This window comes from Thiomicrorhabdus chilensis DSM 12352 (assembly GCF_000483485.1).
Classification (GTDB): Bacteria; Pseudomonadota; Gammaproteobacteria; order Thiomicrospirales; family Thiomicrospiraceae; genus Thiomicrorhabdus; species Thiomicrorhabdus chilensis.
The window spans coordinates 305,826-324,715 of the sequence record NZ_KI519609.1 but is presented as its reverse complement, the minus strand read 5'-3'; the positions used below and the strand labels follow the sequence as shown (position 1 = coordinate 324,715).

The following is an 18,890-nucleotide window of genomic DNA, read 5'->3' as shown; positions in this document are numbered from 1 at the left end:
AAAACCTAGTCTACTCCGTCATCGCCACCGACTTAATCAAGGCATAGACGCTCTGCCCGACATGCAGATTGAGCCTTTGCGCCGAATGGGCCGTGACTTCGGCAAACAGTTTTTGCCCGTCCGCCATCTGCAGACGCACCAGAGTGCGGTGATCACCTTGCGGTATCAACTCGCTAATGGTGGTTTTGAAGTGATTGATGATACTTAAATCCTGCGGATCCGACAGCGCCAAGCTGACATCTCGAGCCAGCACCCGCACCCGAACCGTCTCTTTTTTAAGCTCCGAGACATCCGGCAGCCAAAGAGAATCTTCGCCCATGACAATGGGACGCAATCCGGCCTCAATCGGCTTCGGCTGACCTTCCAGAACCGAGACCGCACCCTGCTCGTCAAACAACGGAGAATCCGGACGTGCCAGCGCCTCTTGCAGCGTTTCGATGGTTTCGATACGCCCCCGGCTCATAAATAAAATGCGGTCTGCCAGACGCTCGACCTCAGCCGGAGCATGGGTGATATACAACACCGGCAAACGGTAGGCGGCCACCACCTCTTCAATCAGGCTCAACAACTCGGCTTTGGAACGCCAGTCCAAGGCCGATAAAGGTTCGTCCATGCACAACAGTTCCGGACGGCTCAACAAGGCGCGCGCGATTGCCACCCGCTGGCGCTCTCCACCGGAAAGAAAGGTCACCGCACGATCGAGCTTATCGGCAATGCCTACCCGGCTGACAATTTCAGAAAACTCAGCATCCGAAAACGGTGCAACACCTTTAGGCAGACGTTTCAAACCGTACATCAGATTCTGGCGTACCGTCATATGCGGAAACAAGGCGGCATCCTGAAACACAAAACCGATATTGCGCGACTGGGGGGACGCACGACGTTTACCCTCCTGCCAAACCTGCCCCTTGACGTTAAGCGAGCCTTCGGTACGTTTATCGAGTCCGCTGATGGCGCGCAGCAAAGTGCTCTTGCCACTTCCGGAACGTCCGAACAGCACTGTCACTCCCTCCAGTTTCAGGCTGAAATCGCCACTGTTGAGTTCGAAATCGCCGAGTCTCAGTCTCAAGTTTCCATGCATCATGCGTTTGTGTTTCATGCTAACCCACCTTCACGCCAAAACGGCGGTTGAGGCCGTACACCAACATCAACACCATTAATGAGAAAATCAACATTATGGCCGACAGGATATGCGCCTGATCGTATTCCAAGCTTTCCACGTGATCGAAGATATCAATCGACACCATGCGGGTTTCACCCGGTATGTTGCCCCCCACCATCAACACCACACCAAATTCGCCCACGGTATGCGCAAAGGTCAAGGTGGCGGCCACCAGAAACCCGCGTTGCGACAAGGGCACCACGATGGAAAAAAACCGATCCAAAACCCCTGCCCGCAGGGTCGCCGCAGCATCCAGAAGGCGATGCGGAATGGCTTCAAACGCATGCATCAACGGCTGCACCGCAAACGGCAAGGAATAAAACACCGAGCCGATGACCAGCCCGGTTTTACTGAAGGTCAATTGCCCTTCAAAGCCGAAAAACCTCAGAAAATCGGTCACCGGCCCGTTGGGGTTGAACACAATCAACAGATAAAAACCGAGTACGGTCGGCGGCAAGACCAAAGGCAAAGCCACCAGCGCCTCCAGCAACACCTTGTTGGAGGAACGCATCTGCGCCATCCACCAAGCCAGCGGCGTACCCAATAAAATCAGCACCACCGTGGTGATGGCGGCGACCTCCAAAGTCAACCAGATGGGGTCCAAATTGACTTGGGTTCCGAAAATTTCCAGCATGAATATTTCCTAAAAAGCAGTGGGTCAAACAGCGCCCCATTGATAAGAGGTGCTTTACACAAAAAGCGACCAGGCCTGGTCGTTTTCGGCAGTGTGTTCTAAAAGGATTAGTTTAACTGACGTTGTAACCAAATTTTTTGATAATCTCAATCGCTTTCGGGGTTTTGATGAATTTCATAAACGCCTGCACCGCGGCGTTGTTCTCTCCGCGTTTGGTAATGACCGCTCCCTGATTGATGGGCTTATAATCGGCTTGTGGCACCACCCAGTATTGCCCTTTCTGGTAGACCGGGCTTTGCGGATCCACCACCTGTGACATGGCCACAAAGCCGATTTCGGCGTTTTGGGTCACCACATACTGAAACGCATGGGCGATGCTCTCGCCGTTCACCATTTTGGACTGCAAGCTGTCATACAAGCCTTTATCCTTCAGGTAAGCGACCGCACGTTCACCATAAGGCGCCGTTCTAGGGTTAGCGACAGCCAAATGATTGAAATCGCCGGCTTTCAGAACCGCCAACGGCTGCTCCTTAACCGGCAAGGCCGCGCTATAAAGCACGATCTGCCCCTGTGCATACACAAAATAACTGTCCGCCAGCCCGATGCCATCCTCAATGGTTTTCTTTGGACGGCGTTCATCGGCGCCAAAAAAAGCATCGAAAGGCGCGCCGTTCTTGATTTGCGCATAGAGCTTACCGGTCGGCCCGAACGAGAACTTGACCGTATGGCCGCTCTCTTTTTCAAACGCCTTGCCGACCTCTTCGATGGTTTTGGTGAAATTCGCCGCCACGGCGATCTTGGCGGTCTCGGCAATAGCTTGCGAAGTCACGAGCAGACCCGCTGCCAAGGTAAAGGTGCGAAGCATGTTTTTCATATTTCTCTCCAATGATTCTTAATGATTTAAATTGCATATAACCTTATATACATATCGATTAACAAAAAAAATTTGCCCGCAGGCAAGGCAATCAGTCTGCGACCGCCAACAACACATGGCTGGCCTTGAACAAGGCACAACAACGACTGCTGAGTTCGAGCCCCAAACTCTGCAGACTCTGGTTGGTGACAATCGCCGAAACCTGCTGGCCGCCTTTCAGTTCAATGGTCACGTCGCTGTTGACCGCGCCTTTCTCAAGCGCACTGACCTGGCCGCAAAACTGGTTGCGTGCGCTGGTCTTGAAACCATCTCCCAAGTCTTCGCTCAGAATCACCCAACTGGCTTTGACCAGCGCATAGGCATCGGACCCCACTTCCAGCCCCAAACGTTCGACACTTTCCGGGGTGATTTGTGCCACCACTTGGGCATCGTCGCCAATCGACAAAAGCACTTCGCTGTTGACCGCCCCCTTAGTGATAGCGGTGACACTGCCATGAAACAAATTACGTGCACTGGTTTTCATCGAAATTTTCCTCATTATTTCCAACTGACTTAACACGCCAGGAGACAGCGCTTCCAATTCGCGCATCCAGTGCTGCATCTGCTCATTGAACAGCAAATAGGCATTCACCAAAGACTCTCCCGCCGCCGTCAGCACCATGCCACCGCCACCAGAACCGCCTTTCTGGGCACGAACCAACTCTTCACCGGCCGCCAGATTCATGGCCTCCACCGCCTGCCAGGCGCCTTTGTAGCTCATGCCACACGCCTTGGCCGCCGCTGAAAGCGAGCCCAGTGACGCGATTTTGCTCAACAGCAGCAAGCGCCTCTGCCCGGAGCGGGTCTGTTTACTGCCCATCAGAAAAGACTGCACTAATTGTTCGGGATGTGAATGTGTCAACTCATTATTACCTTATGTACATAACGAAGGATTATAAAGCCGCAAAACGACATGTCAACCCTTTCCTAGCGGGCATCCGCTGTTCAGCCGGCAATTCGACTTTTACCCCCCCTCATTCAGAAAGGTTCTTTTGACAGGCCTGCCAATATTGCGTAACCATCGACACCATGTTATTTTCTTGCCTTACAACAGTCCGTCCATAAAAATAAGCCAAACACGCCTTTCAAGAGAGCACCATGCGAAACCTCATCCAGCGCTTACAAACTTTCATCGGGCTACAGCCCTCGCCCGTCAGCCACAGTGAAAAGATTCTTTCCGCCCTGGGAGGATTCATCGCCCTGTTTGTGGTTATGGTCATCAGCCAAACCTTTTTGCAACTTGATGCCAGCCTGGGAATCATCGCCTCTATGGGCGCGTCAGCGGTTCTGCTGTTTGCCGTACCGCACGGCCCTTTGTCCCAGCCGTGGCCGCTATTGGGCGGCCACCTGGTTGCGGCCGTGATCGGAGTCTCCTGTGCGATGTGGATCAGCGACCCTTTTATGGCGGCCGGCGGTGCCGTCGGCTTGACCATCGGAGCCATGTACTACCTTAACTGCATCCATCCGCCGGGCGGCGCCACCGCCTTGACTGCGGTAATCGGCGGCGAAAGCATTCATCAACTCGGTTATCAGTTCGTGCTTACGCCGGTGCTGCTTAACGTCATCGCAATTCTGGTGATCGCCATCCTCTTTAACTCCTTGTTCCACTGGCGCCGCTATCCGGCCTTTTGGCGACAAAAGCACATTGAGCCCGCGTCCCAAAGCCAGCAGCAGGACGGCATTTCACACGAGGACTTTCTGGCCGCCCTCAAACAGATCGACTCCTTTGTGGATGTCAACGAATACGAACTGCGACGCATCTTTGAACTGGCCAATCTCAATGCCGCCAAAACCCAACTTCAAGCCGGTGATATCCAGCTCGGCAGGGTCTACAGCAACGGCCGTTTAGGCAAAGAGTGGAGCATGCGCCGCATCATTGATGAGTCGCCCAATGAGAACCCCGATAAGGATTTTGTGATTTTCAGGCAGATCGCGGGGCAGGCCCCAAAACGCAGTGATTGCCTGACGCGTGCAGAATTTGCAGACTGGGCCAAATATGAAATGATTGAAGAGGCCGGCTGCTGGATTCGCAAACCCAGCCCCGAAAATTAAATTGAGTGCTTATTTAAAAGGCAGTATGATTCCAGCATGAAAACAAAAAAATGGTTCTCAATTTTAGCAGGCCTGGTGGCGCTCTTGAGCCTGACAAGCTGCGAACAGTCGGACTCCGGCAAAGTCTCGCAGTGGCCTGCCGTCCAGGATTGCGACCTGCACCGCGAAAGCTGCCGCGCAACCATGGGCAAGGCCTCGGTAAGCCTTAAAATCAGCCCCCATCCGATTCCGATCGCAAAGCCGCTGGGCATTGAAGTTGAGCTGCAGAACCTAAGCGCTGAAAAAGTCGAGCTGGATATTTCCGGCGTGAATATGTACATGGGCTACAATCGCGTGACCTTGACGTCGACCAAACCCGACCATTATGTGGGCACCTCCATGCTGGCCTTTTGCACCAACCAGACCATGCAGTGGCAAATCACGCTCATCATTCATCAGGCGAATGACCGACAAATTCAAATCCCCTACTACCTGGAAACCGTTAACCGTTAGTTCAGTTTGGGCTTGTCCGCGTTTGTTTCTGGATTTTAAAGCCCTTGTCGTTCCCTTAAGGCCTTGGCGACCTGCGGATGCACAAATTCGGAGACATCGCCGCCCAGGGCGGAAATTTCACGCACCAGCGAAGACGAAATGAAGGCGTACTGTTCCGCCGGCGTCATGAACATGGTTTCCACATCCGGCGCCAACTTGCGGTTCATCGAAGCGAGCTGAAATTCGTACTCGAAATCGGACACGGCGCGTAACCCCCGCAACAACACATTGCCGCCAATCTCTTGCACAAAATCCACCAACAACCCGCTAAAGCCCATCACTTCTACATTCGGCAAATCGGCGGTCACTTCCTTGGCCAGGGCAACACGCTCTTCCAGGCTAAACAAGGAGGTTTTGTTGCGGTTATCGGCCACGGCAATCACCAAACGGTCGTAAAATCGTGCGGCGCGTTCAATTAAATCAAAATGGCCGCAGGTAATGGGGTCAAACGTACCGGGATAGACGGCTGTAATGCTCATAGGTCTCTTTCGCTTAAGGTTTTGTAAGAGGTGTAAGACCCAAGGGATGGTTATTCACCATTCACAGGCCTCTTTTCGCCTATGATAACTGGATTAAAAGACCTTTGCACCCGTCAGGCTTCAGATAAATTGGGATTGCGCTTGCTTAGCAAAAGGTTATGATAAAACTTCAAGCTTTAAAAACGCTTGAATCTCTATATTCGATTTAGGAGAGTCATCATGGAAGCACCGGTACATAGCCTCAATGCCTTATTTGAACAGCTCGGACTGCCCAGTTCGGAAAGTGAAATAGAAACCTTTATCGAAACCCATAAAACCATCGCCAACACCACGCCCTTAGCGCAGGCTCCGTTTTGGACTCCCTCGCAAGCGGCTTTTTTAGCCGAAGCGATCAGCGACGATGCCGACTGGGCGGAAGTGGTCGATCAACTGGACGCCATGTTGCGTGCTTAATCGCCGTCCAGTGATTCGCGACACCACAGGCCAAAACGCACTTGAGAAGTGGTTTTTTCACGAAAACACACCCACCCCTCAGGAAGCTGTGGCCAATCCAGTTCTTTTTCCTGCTCGATATACAACCAGGCCTGTTCATTCTTGACATAGCCGTGATCAAACAGCCGATCCACTGCGGGCTGCATCAGGCCTTGTTGGAACGGAGGATCCAGAAAAACCACATCAAACGGCTGTTCAGCCGGTTTTGCCAAAAACTGCAGGCTGTCGGTCAACACCACCTCGGCGTGTTCGGTACGTTCGACTTTCAAGGTCGACAAATTGGCTTGCAACTGCTTGGCATTGGCGCCATCCATCTCCAGAAAGGTCACCTGTATGGCGCCGCGTGACAAGGCTTCAAAGCCCAAGGCCCCGGATCCGGCAAACACATCCAAACAGCGGGCGCCCGGGATTTCGAACTGCAACCAATTGAACAGGGTTTCACGCACTCGATCCGACGTCGGGCGCAGGCCTTGGGCGGTGCGCACCGGCAGTTTACGGCCACGCCAATCTCCACCGATAATGCGCACTTCACCCATTGAAGAATGGGCAGGCCTGCTGTTTTTTAGCGGTTTTTTATGAGACGTTTTTTTCAGCGTTTTTCTGCCCATTTTTCTCCTAAAACATCTATTCGGCTAGTGGCTTAACCGATTCCCAAACGGACAGAAGCGGCACAGGCCCAAACAGCCATTGATTCATTGACTTATGGCGTAATTTTATCTCATTTTCATGCATTCAATGGATGCAAAACAGGGAAAAAGCCTGTAATATTGGAATTATTGCGTATCTTTCTGACTGGATTGTGAATGCATCCCCGGGAGCCAAAATGCCAAGAACCGACAAGACGCTGTTTGAACAACTACAGATGAGCGATACCGAAATTTCGCAACGCATGGCATTATTGGAACTCAGTCAGAATGACCTGAATTTGTTAAGCCAGCAAAAGACCCTCATCGAAAACAATATCGACCAGATTGTAGAAGAATTTTATCAACGCCAAACCGCAATTGATGAAATCGCCTTATTGATTGGCGATGCCGACACCTTGAGCCGTTTGAATGCCGCTCAACGACACTATGTTATTGACCTGTTTACTGGGCAATACGGTCACGATTATGTGAATAATCGTTTGCGCATCGGGATGATTCATAAACGCATAGGCGTGGAACCCAAACTCTATCTGTCTGCGGTCAAGAGCTTGAAAGAGTTGATTTCCGCCACCTTAAGCAAAGAGATTCAAAACAGCCAAGTCTTAGATGCTACGCTCAACGCATTGGATAAACTGCTCTATTTTGACATCACCCTGGTCTTCGACACCTACATCGACTGCCTTATCGGCGAGGTAGAGGCCGCCAAACAAAGAGCCGAAGACTATGCAAGCAGTCTCGAAGTCACCGTGGCCGAGCGCACCAAACAACTCGAAGAACAGACCAAACATGACCCCCTGACCAACCTCTACAACCAAGGGTTCATGCAAGAGATTTTCAAAAAAGAGCTGGCTTTGGCGCAACGCCACAACACTCCCCTGACCCTTTTATATTTTGATGTCGATGATTTCAAACAGATCAACGATCTTCATGGTCACTTAAAGGGCGATGAGGTCCTGAAATTCATCGGTCAAGTCCTGTTGCATACCATTCGCGACTCCGACCTGCCGTGCCGCTGTGGTGGGGACGAATTCTGTGTGATCTTGCCGGACTGCTCACTCGACGATGCCCAAACGGTCTGCCAAAAAATTACAGACAAGTTTTCACAAGAATACCCGGACTTTTCAATCAGCATCGGCCTCGCACAGACGGGCCCCAACCAATATAGCGATGCGGCCACCCTAATCAATGAAGCCGATCAAAAAATGTATCAGGCCAAAAGTTCACATGGCATTCAGGTTCAATCTTGAGGCATGCATCCATTCCACAAGCCCCCCCCTTGAACATCACAGCAGAGCAATATGATCGGGTTCAATGGCGATTTTGCGCGCTTTATACAACTGCCCCAGCGTCTTCTTATAACGCGCCTTACTGACACGGTACTGCTTAAATATGGCTTCAGGTGAGCTCTTGTCGGTAAGTGTCGAACGCCCTTGATTCTCAGCTAAATGAGCCAGAATCTGTTCGGCCAGTTCCTCACGCCCTTCGCGACCTTGCTTCTGCAATGTCAGATTGATTTTCAAATCGGGGCGAATACCTTTGATGTAGCCTTTCATTTTCTGCCCCATACGCAAGGGCTGCAGAATATCTGAATTGTGGATCAAACCCAAATGGGTGCCATTGATGACGGCGGTATAGCCCAAGTTGCTGCGGCTTGCCACCAACAGACTGACTTCCTGACCGCTTTTGAAATCGGTATTGGTCTCTTTCAGAAACAGGCTCAATTTGCTGGACGCGGCAATACGCCCACTGCTGTCGACATAGACATAAACACAATAGGAACGCCCCTCTTCCATCGGAACCCGCTGTTCGGCAAACGGCACCAAAAGGTCTTTAGGCATGCCCCAGTCCAGAAATGCACCGGTGCGATTGACCTGGTTGACCTTCAAAAACGCCACTTCGCCGACCGAGACCAGCGGTTTTTCGCTGGTCGCCACCAGTCGGTCTTGGGAATCCTGGTAAACAAACACTTCCAGTTTTTCGCCCAATTTAGCGCTGTCTGGCACATAACGGTTAGGAAGCAGGATTTCCCCCAAGTCACCGCCATCCAAATACAATCCGAATTCAACTTCCTTAACCACCTTGAGTCGATTTACCTGTCCGATCTGTGCCATAACATTCGCCTTAATGTGATTCATAATGGGCAATATGATACCTTGCCGGCCCATCAATCGCGAAAAAACTATGAACCGACTAGACAAAGCCTGGCGACGATCATTTTATGCAAACGCACTTGGGCTGACCGTCCTTTTTATTTTGTGCTGCATAAAACTCAGCAAAATATTCACAAATCATTCAAAATAGCTACTAGAAATGGCTTTACATCAATTGAAGTGAAACAACAGGAAGCAACAGGACTCTTAGTGACCAGCAGCAGTGGAAAAAGACTCAACAAATTCATCAGCGAATCTGGATTTTGTTCCCGGCGCGAAGCGGATAAACTGATTGAGCAAAACCGTGTCAAAATCAACGGCAAAATACCCGAACTAGGCACCAAGGTGCAGCCCGGCGACAAGGTTGAGGTGGACGGAAAAACCATCAAACCCAGCGCCGCCAACAAATCCGACCGCACCTACATCGCCTACAACAAACCCATCGGCATCATCTGCTCCACCGAAAGCCGGGTCAAAGGCAATATCATCGACGCCATCGGCCATCCACAGCGCATATTCCCGATCGGACGCCTCGACAAACCATCGGAAGGATTGATTTTCCTGACCAGCGACGGCGACATCGTCAATAAAATTCTGCGTGCCGAAAACGCTCACGACAAAGAGTACATCGTCACCGTCGACAAACCGCTGAGCGATCGTTTCGTGGAACGTATGTCACGCGGCGTGCCCATTTTAGGCACGGTCACCAAGCCTTGCAAAGTGAACATCGTCAGCCGCTTTGTCTTCAAGATCATCCTCACCCAGGGGCTGAACCGTCAAATTCGCCGCATGTGCGAATACCTTGGGTATGAAGTCACCAAACTCAAACGCACCCGCATTATGTCGGTGGAGTTGGGCAACCTAAAACCAGGACAGTGGCGCAATCTGACAGCAAAAGAGATGGACGAGATCAACCGTGCCGTGGCGGGTTCAACTAAAACCGCCACCTCAAAAAACGGGACCAACCCAACTCAGATAAAAACCAAAGAGACCGAAACAAAAAGAACACGCAGACCGGCAAGAGCCAAAGAAAGTAGCAGAACGCCTAGACCGAAAAGTTCACCTGTTCAGCGCGCGCCCAAGAAAACCAACCGATCATAAATACAACAGGCCTGCTCATCTTGCCAATCGATTCAATAAGGAAAGACCATGCTTCACGATATCACTGAAAACACCCCCATCAAATTGACTGAATACAGCCACGGTGCCGGTTGCGGCTGCAAAATTTCCCCAAAAATACTCGACAGCATCCTCAAAACCCAAATGGACATTGCTCCGCACCCACAGCTCTTGGTAGGCAACAGCACCAAAGACGATGCCGCCGCATTCGACCTGGGCAACGGCACCTCGGTATTGAGCACCACCGATTTCTTTATGCCGATTGTGGACGACCCTTACACCTTCGGCCGCATTGCCGCCACCAATGCCATCAGCGACATCTACGCCATGGGTGGAAAGCCCTTGATGGCGATTGCGATTTTTGGCTGGCCAATCGACAAGTTGCCGCCCGAAGTGGGCCAACAGGTCATTGAAGGTGGCCGCGCCACCTGTGAAGCGGCCGGCATTCCGTTGGCGGGTGGACATTCGATTGACGCTCCCGAACCGATTTTCGGTTTGGCGGTCACCGGAATCGTCGACAACCAACACTTGAAACGTAACGCCTCGGCCGAAGCCGGTTGCCAACTGTTTCTGACCAAACCGGTTGGCATTGGCATTTTGACCACGGCGCAAAAACAGAAAAAAATCCAGCCTGAGCACCTGGAAATGGCGATTGAGGCGATGACCACTTTGAATCAAGCCGGAAGCCAATTGGCACAGATTTCCGGCGTCACCGCTTTAACCGACGTCACCGGCTTTGGCGTTTTAGGACATTTGATCGAAATCTGCGAAGGCAGCGGCATTGCCGCACGTCTCGAATTTGATAAGGTTCCCATTCTGCCGAACGTGCTCGACTATCTGGCACAGGGCTGCACGCCAGGCGGCACTGGTCGCAACTTCGACAGTTACGGCCATAAGGTGGCGGACACCCTCAGCGAAACCCAAAAGATGGTGCTGTGCGACCCGCAAACTTCCGGCGGGCTTCTAGCGGCGGTGCGATCCGACGCGGTTGAACAATTCAAGCAAGTCGCCGCTGAGTTCGGCCTGGAACTCGAAGCCATCGGCCAGACGGTTGATGCAGCTTCGCAAAGCCATTGCGTTGAGGTCATATAATGACGGTTCAACTGACTGAATTTTCGGACAGCTTGCCGCAAACCGATGACTTTCGATCGATTGTATTAAAACAAACGCCTTTGATTGATGTGCGTGCTCCGGTTGAATTTGCACAGGGAGCGTTTGCCTCGGCCAGCAACCTGCCGCTGATGAATGATGAAGAACGCCAGAAAGTCGGCTTGTGTTACAAACAGCACGGCAATGCGGCGGCGGTAAAATTGGGGCACCAGCTGGTCAATGAATCGGTAAGGGAGCCACGTGTACAGGCCTGGTCAAAATTCATGGAGCAACATCCCGAGGCCATGCTCTACTGCTTTCGCGGTGGCATGCGCTCGAAAATCGCTCAGCAATGGCTGGCCGACAGTGGCCGTGACATTGTCCGTCTCAAAGGTGGCTACAAGGCGTTCCGCCGTTATTTGATCGATTACCTGGAATCCCTTCCAAGCCTGCTGGTTCAGCACGACATCCAGCCATTGGTTCTCGCGGGGCGCACCGGCTCCGGGAAAACCCTGGTGATTCAACAAATTGAACAGGCCATCGACCTGGAAGGCATCGCTCACCACCGGGGATCGGCGTTTGGTCGCCATGCGACCCCGCAGCCGACTCAGATCGATTTTGAGAACCGCTTGGCGATGGCTTTGATGCGTTTTATGGAAAAGTCCGTTCGTCATCTGGTGATTGAAGACGAAGGCCGTAATATCGGTTCGGTATCCATGTCCAAATCCGTATTTGACGCCCTGAAATCCGGGCAACGCATCATCGTGGATACCCCGCTTGCCGAACGCATCCAAATCACCTTTCAGGAGTATGTGATTGAAGCGCAACAGGAGTACCCGCAGATAGCGGATTGGGTGGAGTTTATGCGAGCCGCCTTAAACCGCATTCAAAAACGCCTGGGCGGAGAACGTTACCAGCGCGTCCTCAAGCAATTCCAGCAGGCCTGGGATCTGCAGGCCCGCACCGGGGAGACCTATGGGCACGAGGCTTGGATCAAAACACTGCTGACCGAATACTATGATCCGATGTACGACTACCAGATGCAAAAACACCCCCATCCCCCTTGCTTTCAAGGTTCTATCGAAGAAGTGATTCAGTTCCTTCAAAGTACTTTGCAATAAGAGAGTGTGCCTGACAAAATTTTCTTACCGGTAGGTTGGTTTGAAACGGCTAAACCGCTCAACAATATTACAAAATGCACCGCTTGGTAATAAACATAGTGTTTATGGGTTGTGTCTGCTAATATTTAAAAACAACGCAGACAGGAAGCCTTTTGCCGATGACCGACCCTCAAGCCCTAATTGACGAGAATACCCGATTAAAAAGGCAACTGGCGGATTATCGTTATCTGTTTGATACCAGCGAATTGGCCATGCTCATCATCGATACCGGGGGAACCTACCTGGATTACAATCAGGCTTACTACAAACTCATCGGTTATACAAAAAAATCGCAGCTCGAAAATTTTCATCCCGCTAAAATTTCCCCTGCATTTCAACCAGATGGGCAAAACTCTTTCGACAAAGCAAACCGAATGATTGACATTACTCTTCAGGATGGCCAGCATAGCTTTGAATGGATGCACCAGAAAGCCAATGGTGATCCATTCCTTTCCACAGTCACCCTGAAACGCATCCAATTTGACGGCAAAACAGCTTTACGTGCCATCATTGAAGACGTGACTGAAACCCGCAAGCTGGAACGTCTGGTTGAAGAAAAAACCCAGGAACTGACCGACAAGAATGAGAAGCTTGAGAAACTCTCCCACACCGATGCATTGACCGGCCTCTACAATCGCAGAAAGCTCGATGAAATCTTGACGGATGTATGGGATTTTTCAAGTCGTGCCTACACCCCCATCGGACTGCTGTTTTTGGACATCGATAATTTCAAGGCTTTTAACGACAATTACGGCCACAGCGAAGGTGATACCGTTCTGGAAAAACTGGCTCAACTGATTCAGGATACCGTGAAACGTAAAACCGACTATGTGGCGCGCTACGGCGGTGAAGAGTTTGTGATTGTATTGGCGCCGACCGAGTACGAATATGTGCAGAAAATGGCCGAAGAGATTTTACAGGCAGTCAATGAGCTAAATATCCCCCATGAGCACTCTTCCATTGCAGACCATGTGACCCTCAGTATCGGCTGTGCCATCACCCATCCCGGCAAGCCGAACCGAAGCGCGGAAGAGTGGATTGAAAGAGCCGACGAAATGCTCTATAAAGCCAAAAAAAGCGGGAAAAACCGTTTTGAAATCACCGAGATTGATTGAAAAACCACCATCGCCGAATGCCCTGGTGATGGGCTCTCCGACGATGGGTTCCGCCTTATCAGTTTGTCAGCTTATCAATACACATCCACTCAATTAAAAAGGTCTTAAGCATGCCCTTAAATGAAGCCGGAAAACGCACGGTGTATATCGAAAACCTGTGTTTTATCATCCCGCTGAAAACCCTGCGCTCCACCCCCAAAGTTCAGTTTTTCAACATTGAAGGCGTCGTCGACGGCTTGTCCGGGGTGGACTTGGTTATTCATGAACCCGGCGGGAAAAGCCCGTTGATTGCCGGTGACGACACCTGGTACTGGTATATGCACACCGATCAGGAAGATAAGCTGATGGTGCATCAAGGCAAACGCCTGGTGGAACTCTATTCGACCCAACATGGTAAAGTCGAGCAGTTTGAAGTGACGGCCGATGCGATTTATCACAACGGCCAAAAAATCTACGATGGCGCCGCCATTTTAGGCTGGGAGCCGCAGGTATTCCACCGTGTCCACTCCCCCGAGGGTAGCCTTTCCACCAACTATGCCAAACGTTTGCCGGACTTTGATATCGACACCAATTTCAACATCTATCAATTGGATACCGTCAGCAGAGAATACCGCATGGTGCGCCTGGGAGCGCTTGACCAGCCTGAATGACCCGGCCAGCGTTTAAGTGACTTAAGTGACTAGAAACGGTGGCTTGTATCAAGTTATTGGCTTGCTGATAAAAGGGCTTTAACCATCATTGAAAACATTGATTATTGTTGCCCCCCTAACATAAGGTTTAATGAACAGGCCTGTTCATTTTATTAATGTAAATTTTGAGGGAAACACCATGGAACGATTAGAAGAAGCCGGTTCGGTCATGTCACGCCTAATGCAGGACATGCCAGACCAACTCAAAAGCTTTTCGGCATTTATCAAAGCCGCCGAAGCCGAAGGCGCACTCGACGAGAAAACCAAACACCTGATGTTATGCTCTTTGGGGGTCGCCTTTCAGTGCGCCTGGTGCATCGCTGTGCATGTAAAGGGCTGTGTCGATGCCGGAGCCAATAAAGAAGAGATTTTGGAAGCTGCGATGATGGCGGTGGTGATGGGCGGCGGGCCCAAAATGATGTATATCGAGATCGTTTACGAAGAGATCGATAAATACTTTAAGTAGGATCCGACGCGCATCAAGGTTGACGCACAGAAAGCTTTTTTCTGTCCGCCTGATTTTAGTTCGGATCAAGTGCTGGAAAGGTTAAGGAGCTAAGCGCGACTTTTGCCACTGCCCATCCATTCTTTGATAACAGATGCGATCGTGCAAACGATTATCCCCGCCCTGCCAGAATTCGATCTGGCTGGGCACCACGCGATAGCCGCCCCAGAAATCCGGAAACGGCACCTCACCCTGCTTGAACTTGTCTTTCAGTTTGGAGAACTGCGCCATCAAAACCTGTTTGGAAGAGACCACCTCACTTTGCTGACTGACCCAGGCACCAATCTGACTGCCTTTAGGCCGGCTGGCGAAATATTTCATTGATTCGGCCATGGAGATCTTTTCGGCCACACCGAGTATCTTCACTTGGCGCTCCAGATCAAGCCAATTAAACTGCAAAGCCACTTTGGGGTTGTGGGCAATGTCTTTGGCCTTTTGGCTGGTGTAATTGGTAAAAAATACAAAACCGCGCTCATCAAACAACTTTAGCAAAACCGTGCGTGTTGAGGGCTGTAAATCGGCGTTTACCGTTGCGACCACCATCGCATTGGGCTCTAGCAGATCCGCCTCTTGTGCCTGTTTGAACCAAAGTTCAAATTGTTTGAATGGATTGGCATCGGTATTGGATTCATCCAGCCCATCTTTCAAATAACGCCGTCTGAGGTCATGCAAATTGAGTTCAACCGATTCGGTCATCTAAAACTCCTCTTCGTGTAGTGCTTCTATCTCCATTTGGCCTTGTTCATCCAAGTGGATTCTAAAATGGATTGGACGGCAGCACACACTGCAATCCTCGATGTAATCTTGTTCCACAGCGCTCTCATCGACGACGATTTCAATCATCTCCCAACAATAGGGACACTGAACCTGCTGACTGCTTAACAAACCGCTGTGCATGACATTTTACCTGTTTAATGAATCGGGTCGTTCAAATAAGCCTTAATAAGGGCTTTGAAAGCGTGCGGTTTTTCCACCCAAGGGAAGTGGCCGCATGACTCCAACAGGTCAACCCGTCTGAAGTCGATTTGTGCCTGCATGGCCTGTAAATTATAAGGCATTAAGTGATCCTGGCGACACTCCATGAAATAGACCGGCTTGCGCCACTTTTCAAAAAGCTCATAATTCAGCGGATGGCGGTCATACTCTTTCCACGCGGAAACGTTTAAATCGATATTGAAATCGCGACTGCTAAATTGATTAGCGTAAGCGACACCTTGCGAATAATCATAAAAATAGGTGGGCAATACCTGTTGAATCTGGCGTAAGGTGATGCGCTCCAATTGCGCCTGACTGTCGCCAATATCATTATCCCAGGCCTGCTCATTATCCCATTGCGGATTCTGTTGATCTAAATTGCGCTGATGTATTTCGGTGGTCAGATGGATCATCGCCTTTTTTTCGGGATCCACCGGGTTCAACAAAATCAATTTATCAACCTGCTGAGAATGACGTTCGATATACAGCATCGCCATCAGGGCGCCCCAGGAATGGCCAATCAAAGTAACCGGCTGTGCGTTTAAGGCCTGCCTGACCGCCTCTATCTGTGCCACCCAGGTCTCCAGGATCGGTTTTTGGAAAGGCCTGATATTCTCGCCGATGCCTTGCATATCCATCACCACAGCCTGATACCCTTGGTCAGCCACCTGTTTTTGAATGGGTTCCAGGTTCCAGCTGGTAAATCCCGGGCCGCCGCCCAGTATAAACACCGTACCTAAATCAGCCTGACCTTCAACATGAAATATCAATTCCTGTTCCTGTAACGTGACCTTCAGCCCTGGACTGGAATATCCCGCCTGAGCAGACACGCTCAGAAATAAGGCCATCAAACCCAGCCAGGCAGATCGCCTCATTTTATCCAGTGCGTTAAACTTGCCCACCATCCACTCCAGACTTCTTCACTTCATTCGTTTGCATTGATTTGCAATCTTTTGACACAAATTCAATGTACAGCTTATGTATAAGTAAAGTCAACTTAAAACGGATCGAAGCCTCATCTTTAACCCCGTTCGAATTTTAAGCAGGCCTGTCGATAGGGATTTTAGGCTTAGGGTTCATGCCAATAAAGTGCTAGCATAACCTTTAAACAAACTTAAACGCGGCCTGCTTTCTGACTGACCAATAAAAGGGTTCCCCAAGAGATATTCCTGCATGATTCCATTGGATTTACTGCTTCCATTTGTCTTCGCCACCGTTCTGATCGGTCTTGCGCCAGGACCGGACAACCTCTTTGTCTTGACGCAATCGGCGCAACACGGGTATCGCACCGGCCTCATCATCATTCTGGGGCTGTGCAGCGGGCTGATTATCCACACCAGTGCAGTGGCCTTGGGCGTGGCCGCCCTGCTGCAAACCTCACCCGCCGCCTTTATGGCGCTGAAAACGCTCGGAGCTCTCTATCTGGTTTACCTTGCCTGGCAAGCTTGGCAAGCAGCAAAGAGCCACGCCAATCCCCAAAGCAACGCGCCAAGTAATAACCTCAAGGCTATGCAGTTCTACCGACGCGGTCTGTTAATGAACTTATCAAATCCGAAAGTCTCGATTTTCTTTTTGGCATTTCTGCCCCAGTTCGCGCGTGCAGAAAACGGCTCAATCGAACAACAGATCTTTATTCTCGGCCTGTTGGTCATTTTCATCACCTTTCTGGTGTTTTCGAGCTTTGCATTACTGGCCGGCTTCATCAAACCCTGGCTTGCAGAATCCCCAAACGCCCAAGTCCTGCTGTACCGAATCACGGCCATGCTGTTCCTTGCCTTAGCTTTGAAACTCTTGTGGGGTGCCTGAACCCGGAAAGATATTCGGCCTCTTCATCAAAAACAAACTGGACTTAACAAGAAGCAAAAAACTGCTAAAATAACCGCCACGCGGCTATAGTTAAAGGGATATAACAGCCCCCTCCTAAGGGGCCGTTCCAGGTTCGAGTCCTGGTGGCTGCGCCAAATTCAGCAGGCCTGGTCAGGATGGATGCAGGACATCAACAGCGGCTTTCAACTGGTTTAAAGCCTGTTGTAAAACCGGTTTAGACACAGCTAGGTTGATGCGCATGAATCCTTGGCCATCCCCGCTCTTCCCGGCAAAACTCTCACCATCATTCAATCCTAATTTAGCGTGTTCCACCAACCACTTTTTGAGCTGTTGATGGTCATCAAACAACTCCCTGAAATCCAGCCAGACCAAATAAGACGCTTGAGGACGCATGACCCTGACTTGCGGCAGGTAGTCGCCAAAAAAACGTTCCAACTGATTGATATTGGCTTCAAAATGCCCCAACAAACGGTTACGCCAGTTCTGGCCCTGTTTTGAGTAGGCGGCTTGCAAAGCAAACATCGCAAACAGGTTCAATTCATGGATCGAAACCGCATCGCACACCTTGAGGTAAGCCGCTTTCAAATCCGGGTTGGCGATCAGCGCATAACCGATCTGCAAACCGCCGAGATTGAATGTCTTGCCGGGCGAGTTTAGGGTCACGGTAATGTTGGCGACCCTTTCCGATAGTGAGGCCATGGGAATATGCCGGTTACCCGCATACACCAGGTCGGAATGGATTTCGTCGGATACGATGGTCACCCCGTGGCGTAAACAGATGTCGGCCAGGCGTTCCAGTTCCGCACCTTGCCAAACGCGACCGGATGGGTTCTGCGGGTGACAAAACAGAAAGAGTTTCACCTGCTGCTCTTCCACCGTTTTCTCAAAGGCATCAAAATCGATTTGGTAGTGGCCGCTGTCTAATTGCAACGGCGCTTCGACCAAACGCCTTCCATTTTGTTTGGGGGCTTTTAAAAACGGCGGATAGACCGGTGTTTGCACCAGCACCGTCTCTCCCGGTTCGCTAAAGGCTTCCACCGCCATAAAAAAACCGTTGGCGACATTATGAGTGAATACAATCTGCGATTTTGTGACCCGGTAATCGTGCTGCGATTGCCAGTCGATGATGGCCTGATAAACCGAATCGGGCGTGATGGAATACCCGAGTATCGGATGCTCCAACCGCTCCTTCAAAGCCTGCAGAATAAAATCAGGTGTCGGCAAATCCATGTCCGCCACCCACATCGGCAACACCTCATCGGAACCGAACAGCGCCTGACGCAATTCATACTTTTCGGAACAGGTGCCCTCTCGGGAAATGGGGGTGTTGAGATCCTGCATCACTGGAAAC

General features: G+C 50.8%; 22 protein-coding genes and 1 tRNA gene. 12 read left to right on the top strand and 11 right to left on the bottom strand.

Annotation, left to right across the window (positions count from 1 at the left end; all coding sequences use genetic code 11):
• Positions 1–10 precede the first annotated feature (10 nt).
• From modC to B076_RS0101565, 4 genes are all read right to left on the bottom strand, one after another.
• A complete protein-coding gene (modC, locus tag B076_RS0101580) occupies positions 11–1,099 on the bottom strand; it encodes a molybdenum ABC transporter ATP-binding protein (protein WP_084205673.1) in 1,089 nt (362 codons plus the stop codon).
• Position 1,100: 1 nt separating this feature from the next.
• Positions 1,101–1,796 (bottom strand): molybdate ABC transporter permease subunit, encoded by a 696-nt coding sequence (gene modB, locus B076_RS0101575; RefSeq protein ID WP_028485762.1) that lies wholly within the window; start codon positions 1,794–1,796, stop codon positions 1,101–1,103.
• 112 nt (positions 1,797–1,908) lie between these two features.
• On the bottom strand, positions 1,909–2,670 hold the full coding sequence (gene modA, locus B076_RS0101570; RefSeq protein WP_028485761.1) for a molybdate ABC transporter substrate-binding protein: 762 nt from the start codon (positions 2,668–2,670) through the stop codon (positions 1,909–1,911).
• Between the two features lie 91 nt (positions 2,671–2,761).
• A complete protein-coding gene (locus tag B076_RS0101565) occupies positions 2,762–3,571 on the bottom strand; it encodes a TOBE domain-containing protein (protein ID WP_028485760.1) in 810 nt (269 codons plus the stop codon).
• Between the two features lie 236 nt (positions 3,572–3,807).
• Between B076_RS0101565 and B076_RS0101560 the strand changes: the two genes are divergently transcribed.
• Positions 3,808–4,761 (top strand): HPP family protein, encoded by a 954-nt coding sequence (locus B076_RS0101560; protein ID WP_028485759.1) that lies wholly within the window; start codon positions 3,808–3,810, stop codon positions 4,759–4,761.
• Positions 4,762–4,797: 36 nt separating this feature from the next.
• Positions 4,798–5,253, top strand: a complete 456-nt coding sequence (locus B076_RS0101555) for a hypothetical protein (RefSeq protein WP_028485758.1) — start codon at positions 4,798–4,800, stop codon at positions 5,251–5,253.
• A gap of 35 nt (positions 5,254–5,288) precedes the next feature.
• Here the strand turns inward: B076_RS0101555 and coaD are convergent, their stop codons facing one another.
• Positions 5,289–5,771: a pantetheine-phosphate adenylyltransferase gene (gene coaD / locus B076_RS0101550; protein ID WP_028485757.1), complete on the bottom strand. Its 483-nt coding sequence runs from the start codon at positions 5,769–5,771 to the stop codon at positions 5,289–5,291.
• A gap of 219 nt (positions 5,772–5,990) precedes the next feature.
• Between coaD and B076_RS0101545 the strand changes: the two genes are divergently transcribed.
• A complete protein-coding gene (locus B076_RS0101545) occupies positions 5,991–6,224 on the top strand; it encodes a DUF2789 domain-containing protein (RefSeq protein ID WP_028485756.1) in 234 nt (77 codons plus the stop codon).
• Here the strand turns inward: B076_RS0101545 and rsmD are convergent.
• On the bottom strand, positions 6,221–6,871 hold the full coding sequence (rsmD, locus tag B076_RS0101540; protein ID WP_051347097.1) for a 16S rRNA (guanine(966)-N(2))-methyltransferase RsmD: 651 nt from the start codon (positions 6,869–6,871) through the stop codon (positions 6,221–6,223). The genes B076_RS0101545 and rsmD overlap by 4 nt on opposite strands.
• 215 nt (positions 6,872–7,086) lie before the next feature.
• On the opposite strand from rsmD, the gene B076_RS0101535 reads away from it, so the two are divergent.
• A complete protein-coding gene (locus B076_RS0101535; protein ID WP_028485754.1) occupies positions 7,087–8,157 on the top strand; it encodes a GGDEF domain-containing protein in 1,071 nt (356 codons plus the stop codon).
• A 36-nt stretch (positions 8,158–8,193) separates the two neighbouring features.
• Here the strand turns inward: B076_RS0101535 and B076_RS0101530 are convergent, their stop codons facing one another.
• Complete coding sequence (locus tag B076_RS0101530) at positions 8,194–9,021, bottom strand: CvfB family protein (protein WP_028485753.1); 828 nt, start codon at positions 9,019–9,021, stop codon at positions 8,194–8,196.
• Positions 9,022–9,270: 249 nt separating this feature from the next.
• Between B076_RS0101530 and rluF the strand changes: the two genes are divergently transcribed.
• The 6 genes from rluF (at position 9,271) to B076_RS0101500 (ending at position 14,698) form a co-directional block, all read left to right on the top strand.
• A complete protein-coding gene (gene rluF / locus B076_RS11745) occupies positions 9,271–10,161 on the top strand; it encodes a 23S rRNA pseudouridine(2604) synthase RluF (protein WP_038150622.1) in 891 nt (296 codons plus the stop codon).
• Positions 10,162–10,209: 48 nt separating this feature from the next.
• Complete coding sequence (gene selD, locus B076_RS0101520) at positions 10,210–11,271, top strand: selenide, water dikinase SelD (RefSeq protein ID WP_028485752.1); 1,062 nt, start codon at positions 10,210–10,212, stop codon at positions 11,269–11,271.
• The gene (gene mnmH / locus B076_RS0101515; RefSeq protein WP_028485751.1) at positions 11,271–12,389 is read left to right on the top strand and encodes a tRNA 2-selenouridine(34) synthase MnmH; all 1,119 of its coding nucleotides are present in this window, start codon (positions 11,271–11,273) and stop codon (positions 12,387–12,389) included. The genes selD and mnmH overlap by 1 nt, the downstream gene beginning before the upstream one ends.
• Before the next feature lie 158 nt (positions 12,390–12,547).
• Complete coding sequence (locus B076_RS11740; RefSeq protein ID WP_051347095.1) at positions 12,548–13,543, top strand: sensor domain-containing diguanylate cyclase; 996 nt, start codon at positions 12,548–12,550, stop codon at positions 13,541–13,543.
• A gap of 110 nt (positions 13,544–13,653) precedes the next feature.
• Entirely contained in the window at positions 13,654–14,193 is a 540-nt protein-coding gene (locus tag B076_RS0101505; RefSeq protein WP_051347094.1) for a hypothetical protein, read from the top strand.
• A gap of 178 nt (positions 14,194–14,371) precedes the next feature.
• A complete protein-coding gene (locus tag B076_RS0101500; RefSeq protein ID WP_028485749.1) occupies positions 14,372–14,698 on the top strand; it encodes a carboxymuconolactone decarboxylase family protein in 327 nt (108 codons plus the stop codon).
• An 81-nt stretch (positions 14,699–14,779) separates the two neighbouring features.
• On the opposite strand, the gene pdxH is transcribed toward B076_RS0101500, so the two are convergent.
• The 3 genes from pdxH to B076_RS11735 are packed head-to-tail and all read right to left on the bottom strand — an operon-like array spanning position 14,780 to position 16,560.
• Positions 14,780–15,433 (bottom strand): pyridoxamine 5'-phosphate oxidase, encoded by a 654-nt coding sequence (pdxH, locus tag B076_RS0101495; RefSeq protein WP_028485748.1) that lies wholly within the window; start codon positions 15,431–15,433, stop codon positions 14,780–14,782.
• Positions 15,434–15,634 carry a CPXCG motif-containing cysteine-rich protein gene (locus B076_RS0101490; protein ID WP_211230170.1) on the bottom strand — a complete coding sequence of 67 codons (201 nt, stop codon included), beginning with the start codon at positions 15,632–15,634 and terminating at the stop codon, positions 15,434–15,436. It lies immediately after the preceding gene.
• A 14-nt stretch (positions 15,635–15,648) separates the two neighbouring features.
• Positions 15,649–16,560: an alpha/beta fold hydrolase gene (locus tag B076_RS11735; RefSeq protein ID WP_157753488.1), complete on the bottom strand. Its 912-nt coding sequence runs from the start codon at positions 16,558–16,560 to the stop codon at positions 15,649–15,651.
• A 325-nt stretch (positions 16,561–16,885) separates the two neighbouring features.
• On the opposite strand from B076_RS11735, the gene B076_RS0101480 reads away from it, so the two are divergent.
• Both B076_RS0101480 and B076_RS0101475 read left to right on the top strand, forming a co-directional pair.
• The gene (locus B076_RS0101480) at positions 16,886–17,518 is read left to right on the top strand and encodes a LysE family translocator (RefSeq protein ID WP_028485746.1); all 633 of its coding nucleotides are present in this window, start codon (positions 16,886–16,888) and stop codon (positions 17,516–17,518) included.
• An 80-nt stretch (positions 17,519–17,598) separates the two neighbouring features.
• Positions 17,599–17,673: transfer RNA gene (locus B076_RS0101475), tRNA-Arg, on the top strand.
• Positions 17,674–17,689: 16 nt separating this feature from the next.
• On the opposite strand, the gene B076_RS0101470 is transcribed toward B076_RS0101475, so the two are convergent.
• Entirely contained in the window at positions 17,690–18,880 is a 1,191-nt protein-coding gene (locus B076_RS0101470; protein WP_028485745.1) for a MalY/PatB family protein, read from the bottom strand.
• Positions 18,881–18,890 lie beyond the last annotated feature (10 nt).

Coding starts and splice junctions, on each gene's coding strand:
- selD (WP_028485752.1), top strand. CDS start 10,210: ATGCTTCACGATATCACTGAAAACACCCCCATCAAATTGACTGAATAC.
- B076_RS0101545 (WP_028485756.1), top strand. CDS start 5,991: ATGGAAGCACCGGTACATAGCCTCAATGCCTTATTTGAACAGCTCGGA.
- B076_RS11740 (WP_051347095.1), top strand. CDS start 12,548: ATGACCGACCCTCAAGCCCTAATTGACGAGAATACCCGATTAAAAAGG.
- rsmD (WP_051347097.1), bottom strand. CDS start 6,871: ATGGGCAGAAAAACGCTGAAAAAAACGTCTCATAAAAAACCGCTAAAA.
- B076_RS0101480 (WP_028485746.1), top strand. CDS start 16,886: ATGATTCCATTGGATTTACTGCTTCCATTTGTCTTCGCCACCGTTCTG.
- modC (WP_084205673.1), bottom strand. CDS start 1,099: ATGAAACACAAACGCATGATGCATGGAAACTTGAGACTGAGACTCGGC.
- B076_RS0101505 (WP_051347094.1), top strand. CDS start 13,654: ATGCCCTTAAATGAAGCCGGAAAACGCACGGTGTATATCGAAAACCTG.
- B076_RS0101500 (WP_028485749.1), top strand. CDS start 14,372: ATGGAACGATTAGAAGAAGCCGGTTCGGTCATGTCACGCCTAATGCAG.
- modA (WP_028485761.1), bottom strand. CDS start 2,670: ATGAAAAACATGCTTCGCACCTTTACCTTGGCAGCGGGTCTGCTCGTG.
- B076_RS11735 (WP_157753488.1), bottom strand. CDS start 16,560: ATGGCCTTATTTCTGAGCGTGTCTGCTCAGGCGGGATATTCCAGTCCA.
- modB (WP_028485762.1), bottom strand. CDS start 1,796: ATGCTGGAAATTTTCGGAACCCAAGTCAATTTGGACCCCATCTGGTTG.
- B076_RS0101470 (WP_028485745.1), bottom strand. CDS start 18,880: ATGCAGGATCTCAACACCCCCATTTCCCGAGAGGGCACCTGTTCCGAA.
- B076_RS0101555 (WP_028485758.1), top strand. CDS start 4,798: ATGAAAACAAAAAAATGGTTCTCAATTTTAGCAGGCCTGGTGGCGCTC.
- B076_RS0101535 (WP_028485754.1), top strand. CDS start 7,087: ATGCCAAGAACCGACAAGACGCTGTTTGAACAACTACAGATGAGCGAT.
- mnmH (WP_028485751.1), top strand. CDS start 11,271: ATGACGGTTCAACTGACTGAATTTTCGGACAGCTTGCCGCAAACCGAT.
- B076_RS0101490 (WP_211230170.1), bottom strand. CDS start 15,634: ATGCACAGCGGTTTGTTAAGCAGTCAGCAGGTTCAGTGTCCCTATTGT.
- pdxH (WP_028485748.1), bottom strand. CDS start 15,433: ATGACCGAATCGGTTGAACTCAATTTGCATGACCTCAGACGGCGTTAT.
- B076_RS0101560 (WP_028485759.1), top strand. CDS start 3,808: ATGCGAAACCTCATCCAGCGCTTACAAACTTTCATCGGGCTACAGCCC.
- coaD (WP_028485757.1), bottom strand. CDS start 5,771: ATGAGCATTACAGCCGTCTATCCCGGTACGTTTGACCCCATTACCTGC.
- B076_RS0101530 (WP_028485753.1), bottom strand. CDS start 9,021: ATGGCACAGATCGGACAGGTAAATCGACTCAAGGTGGTTAAGGAAGTT.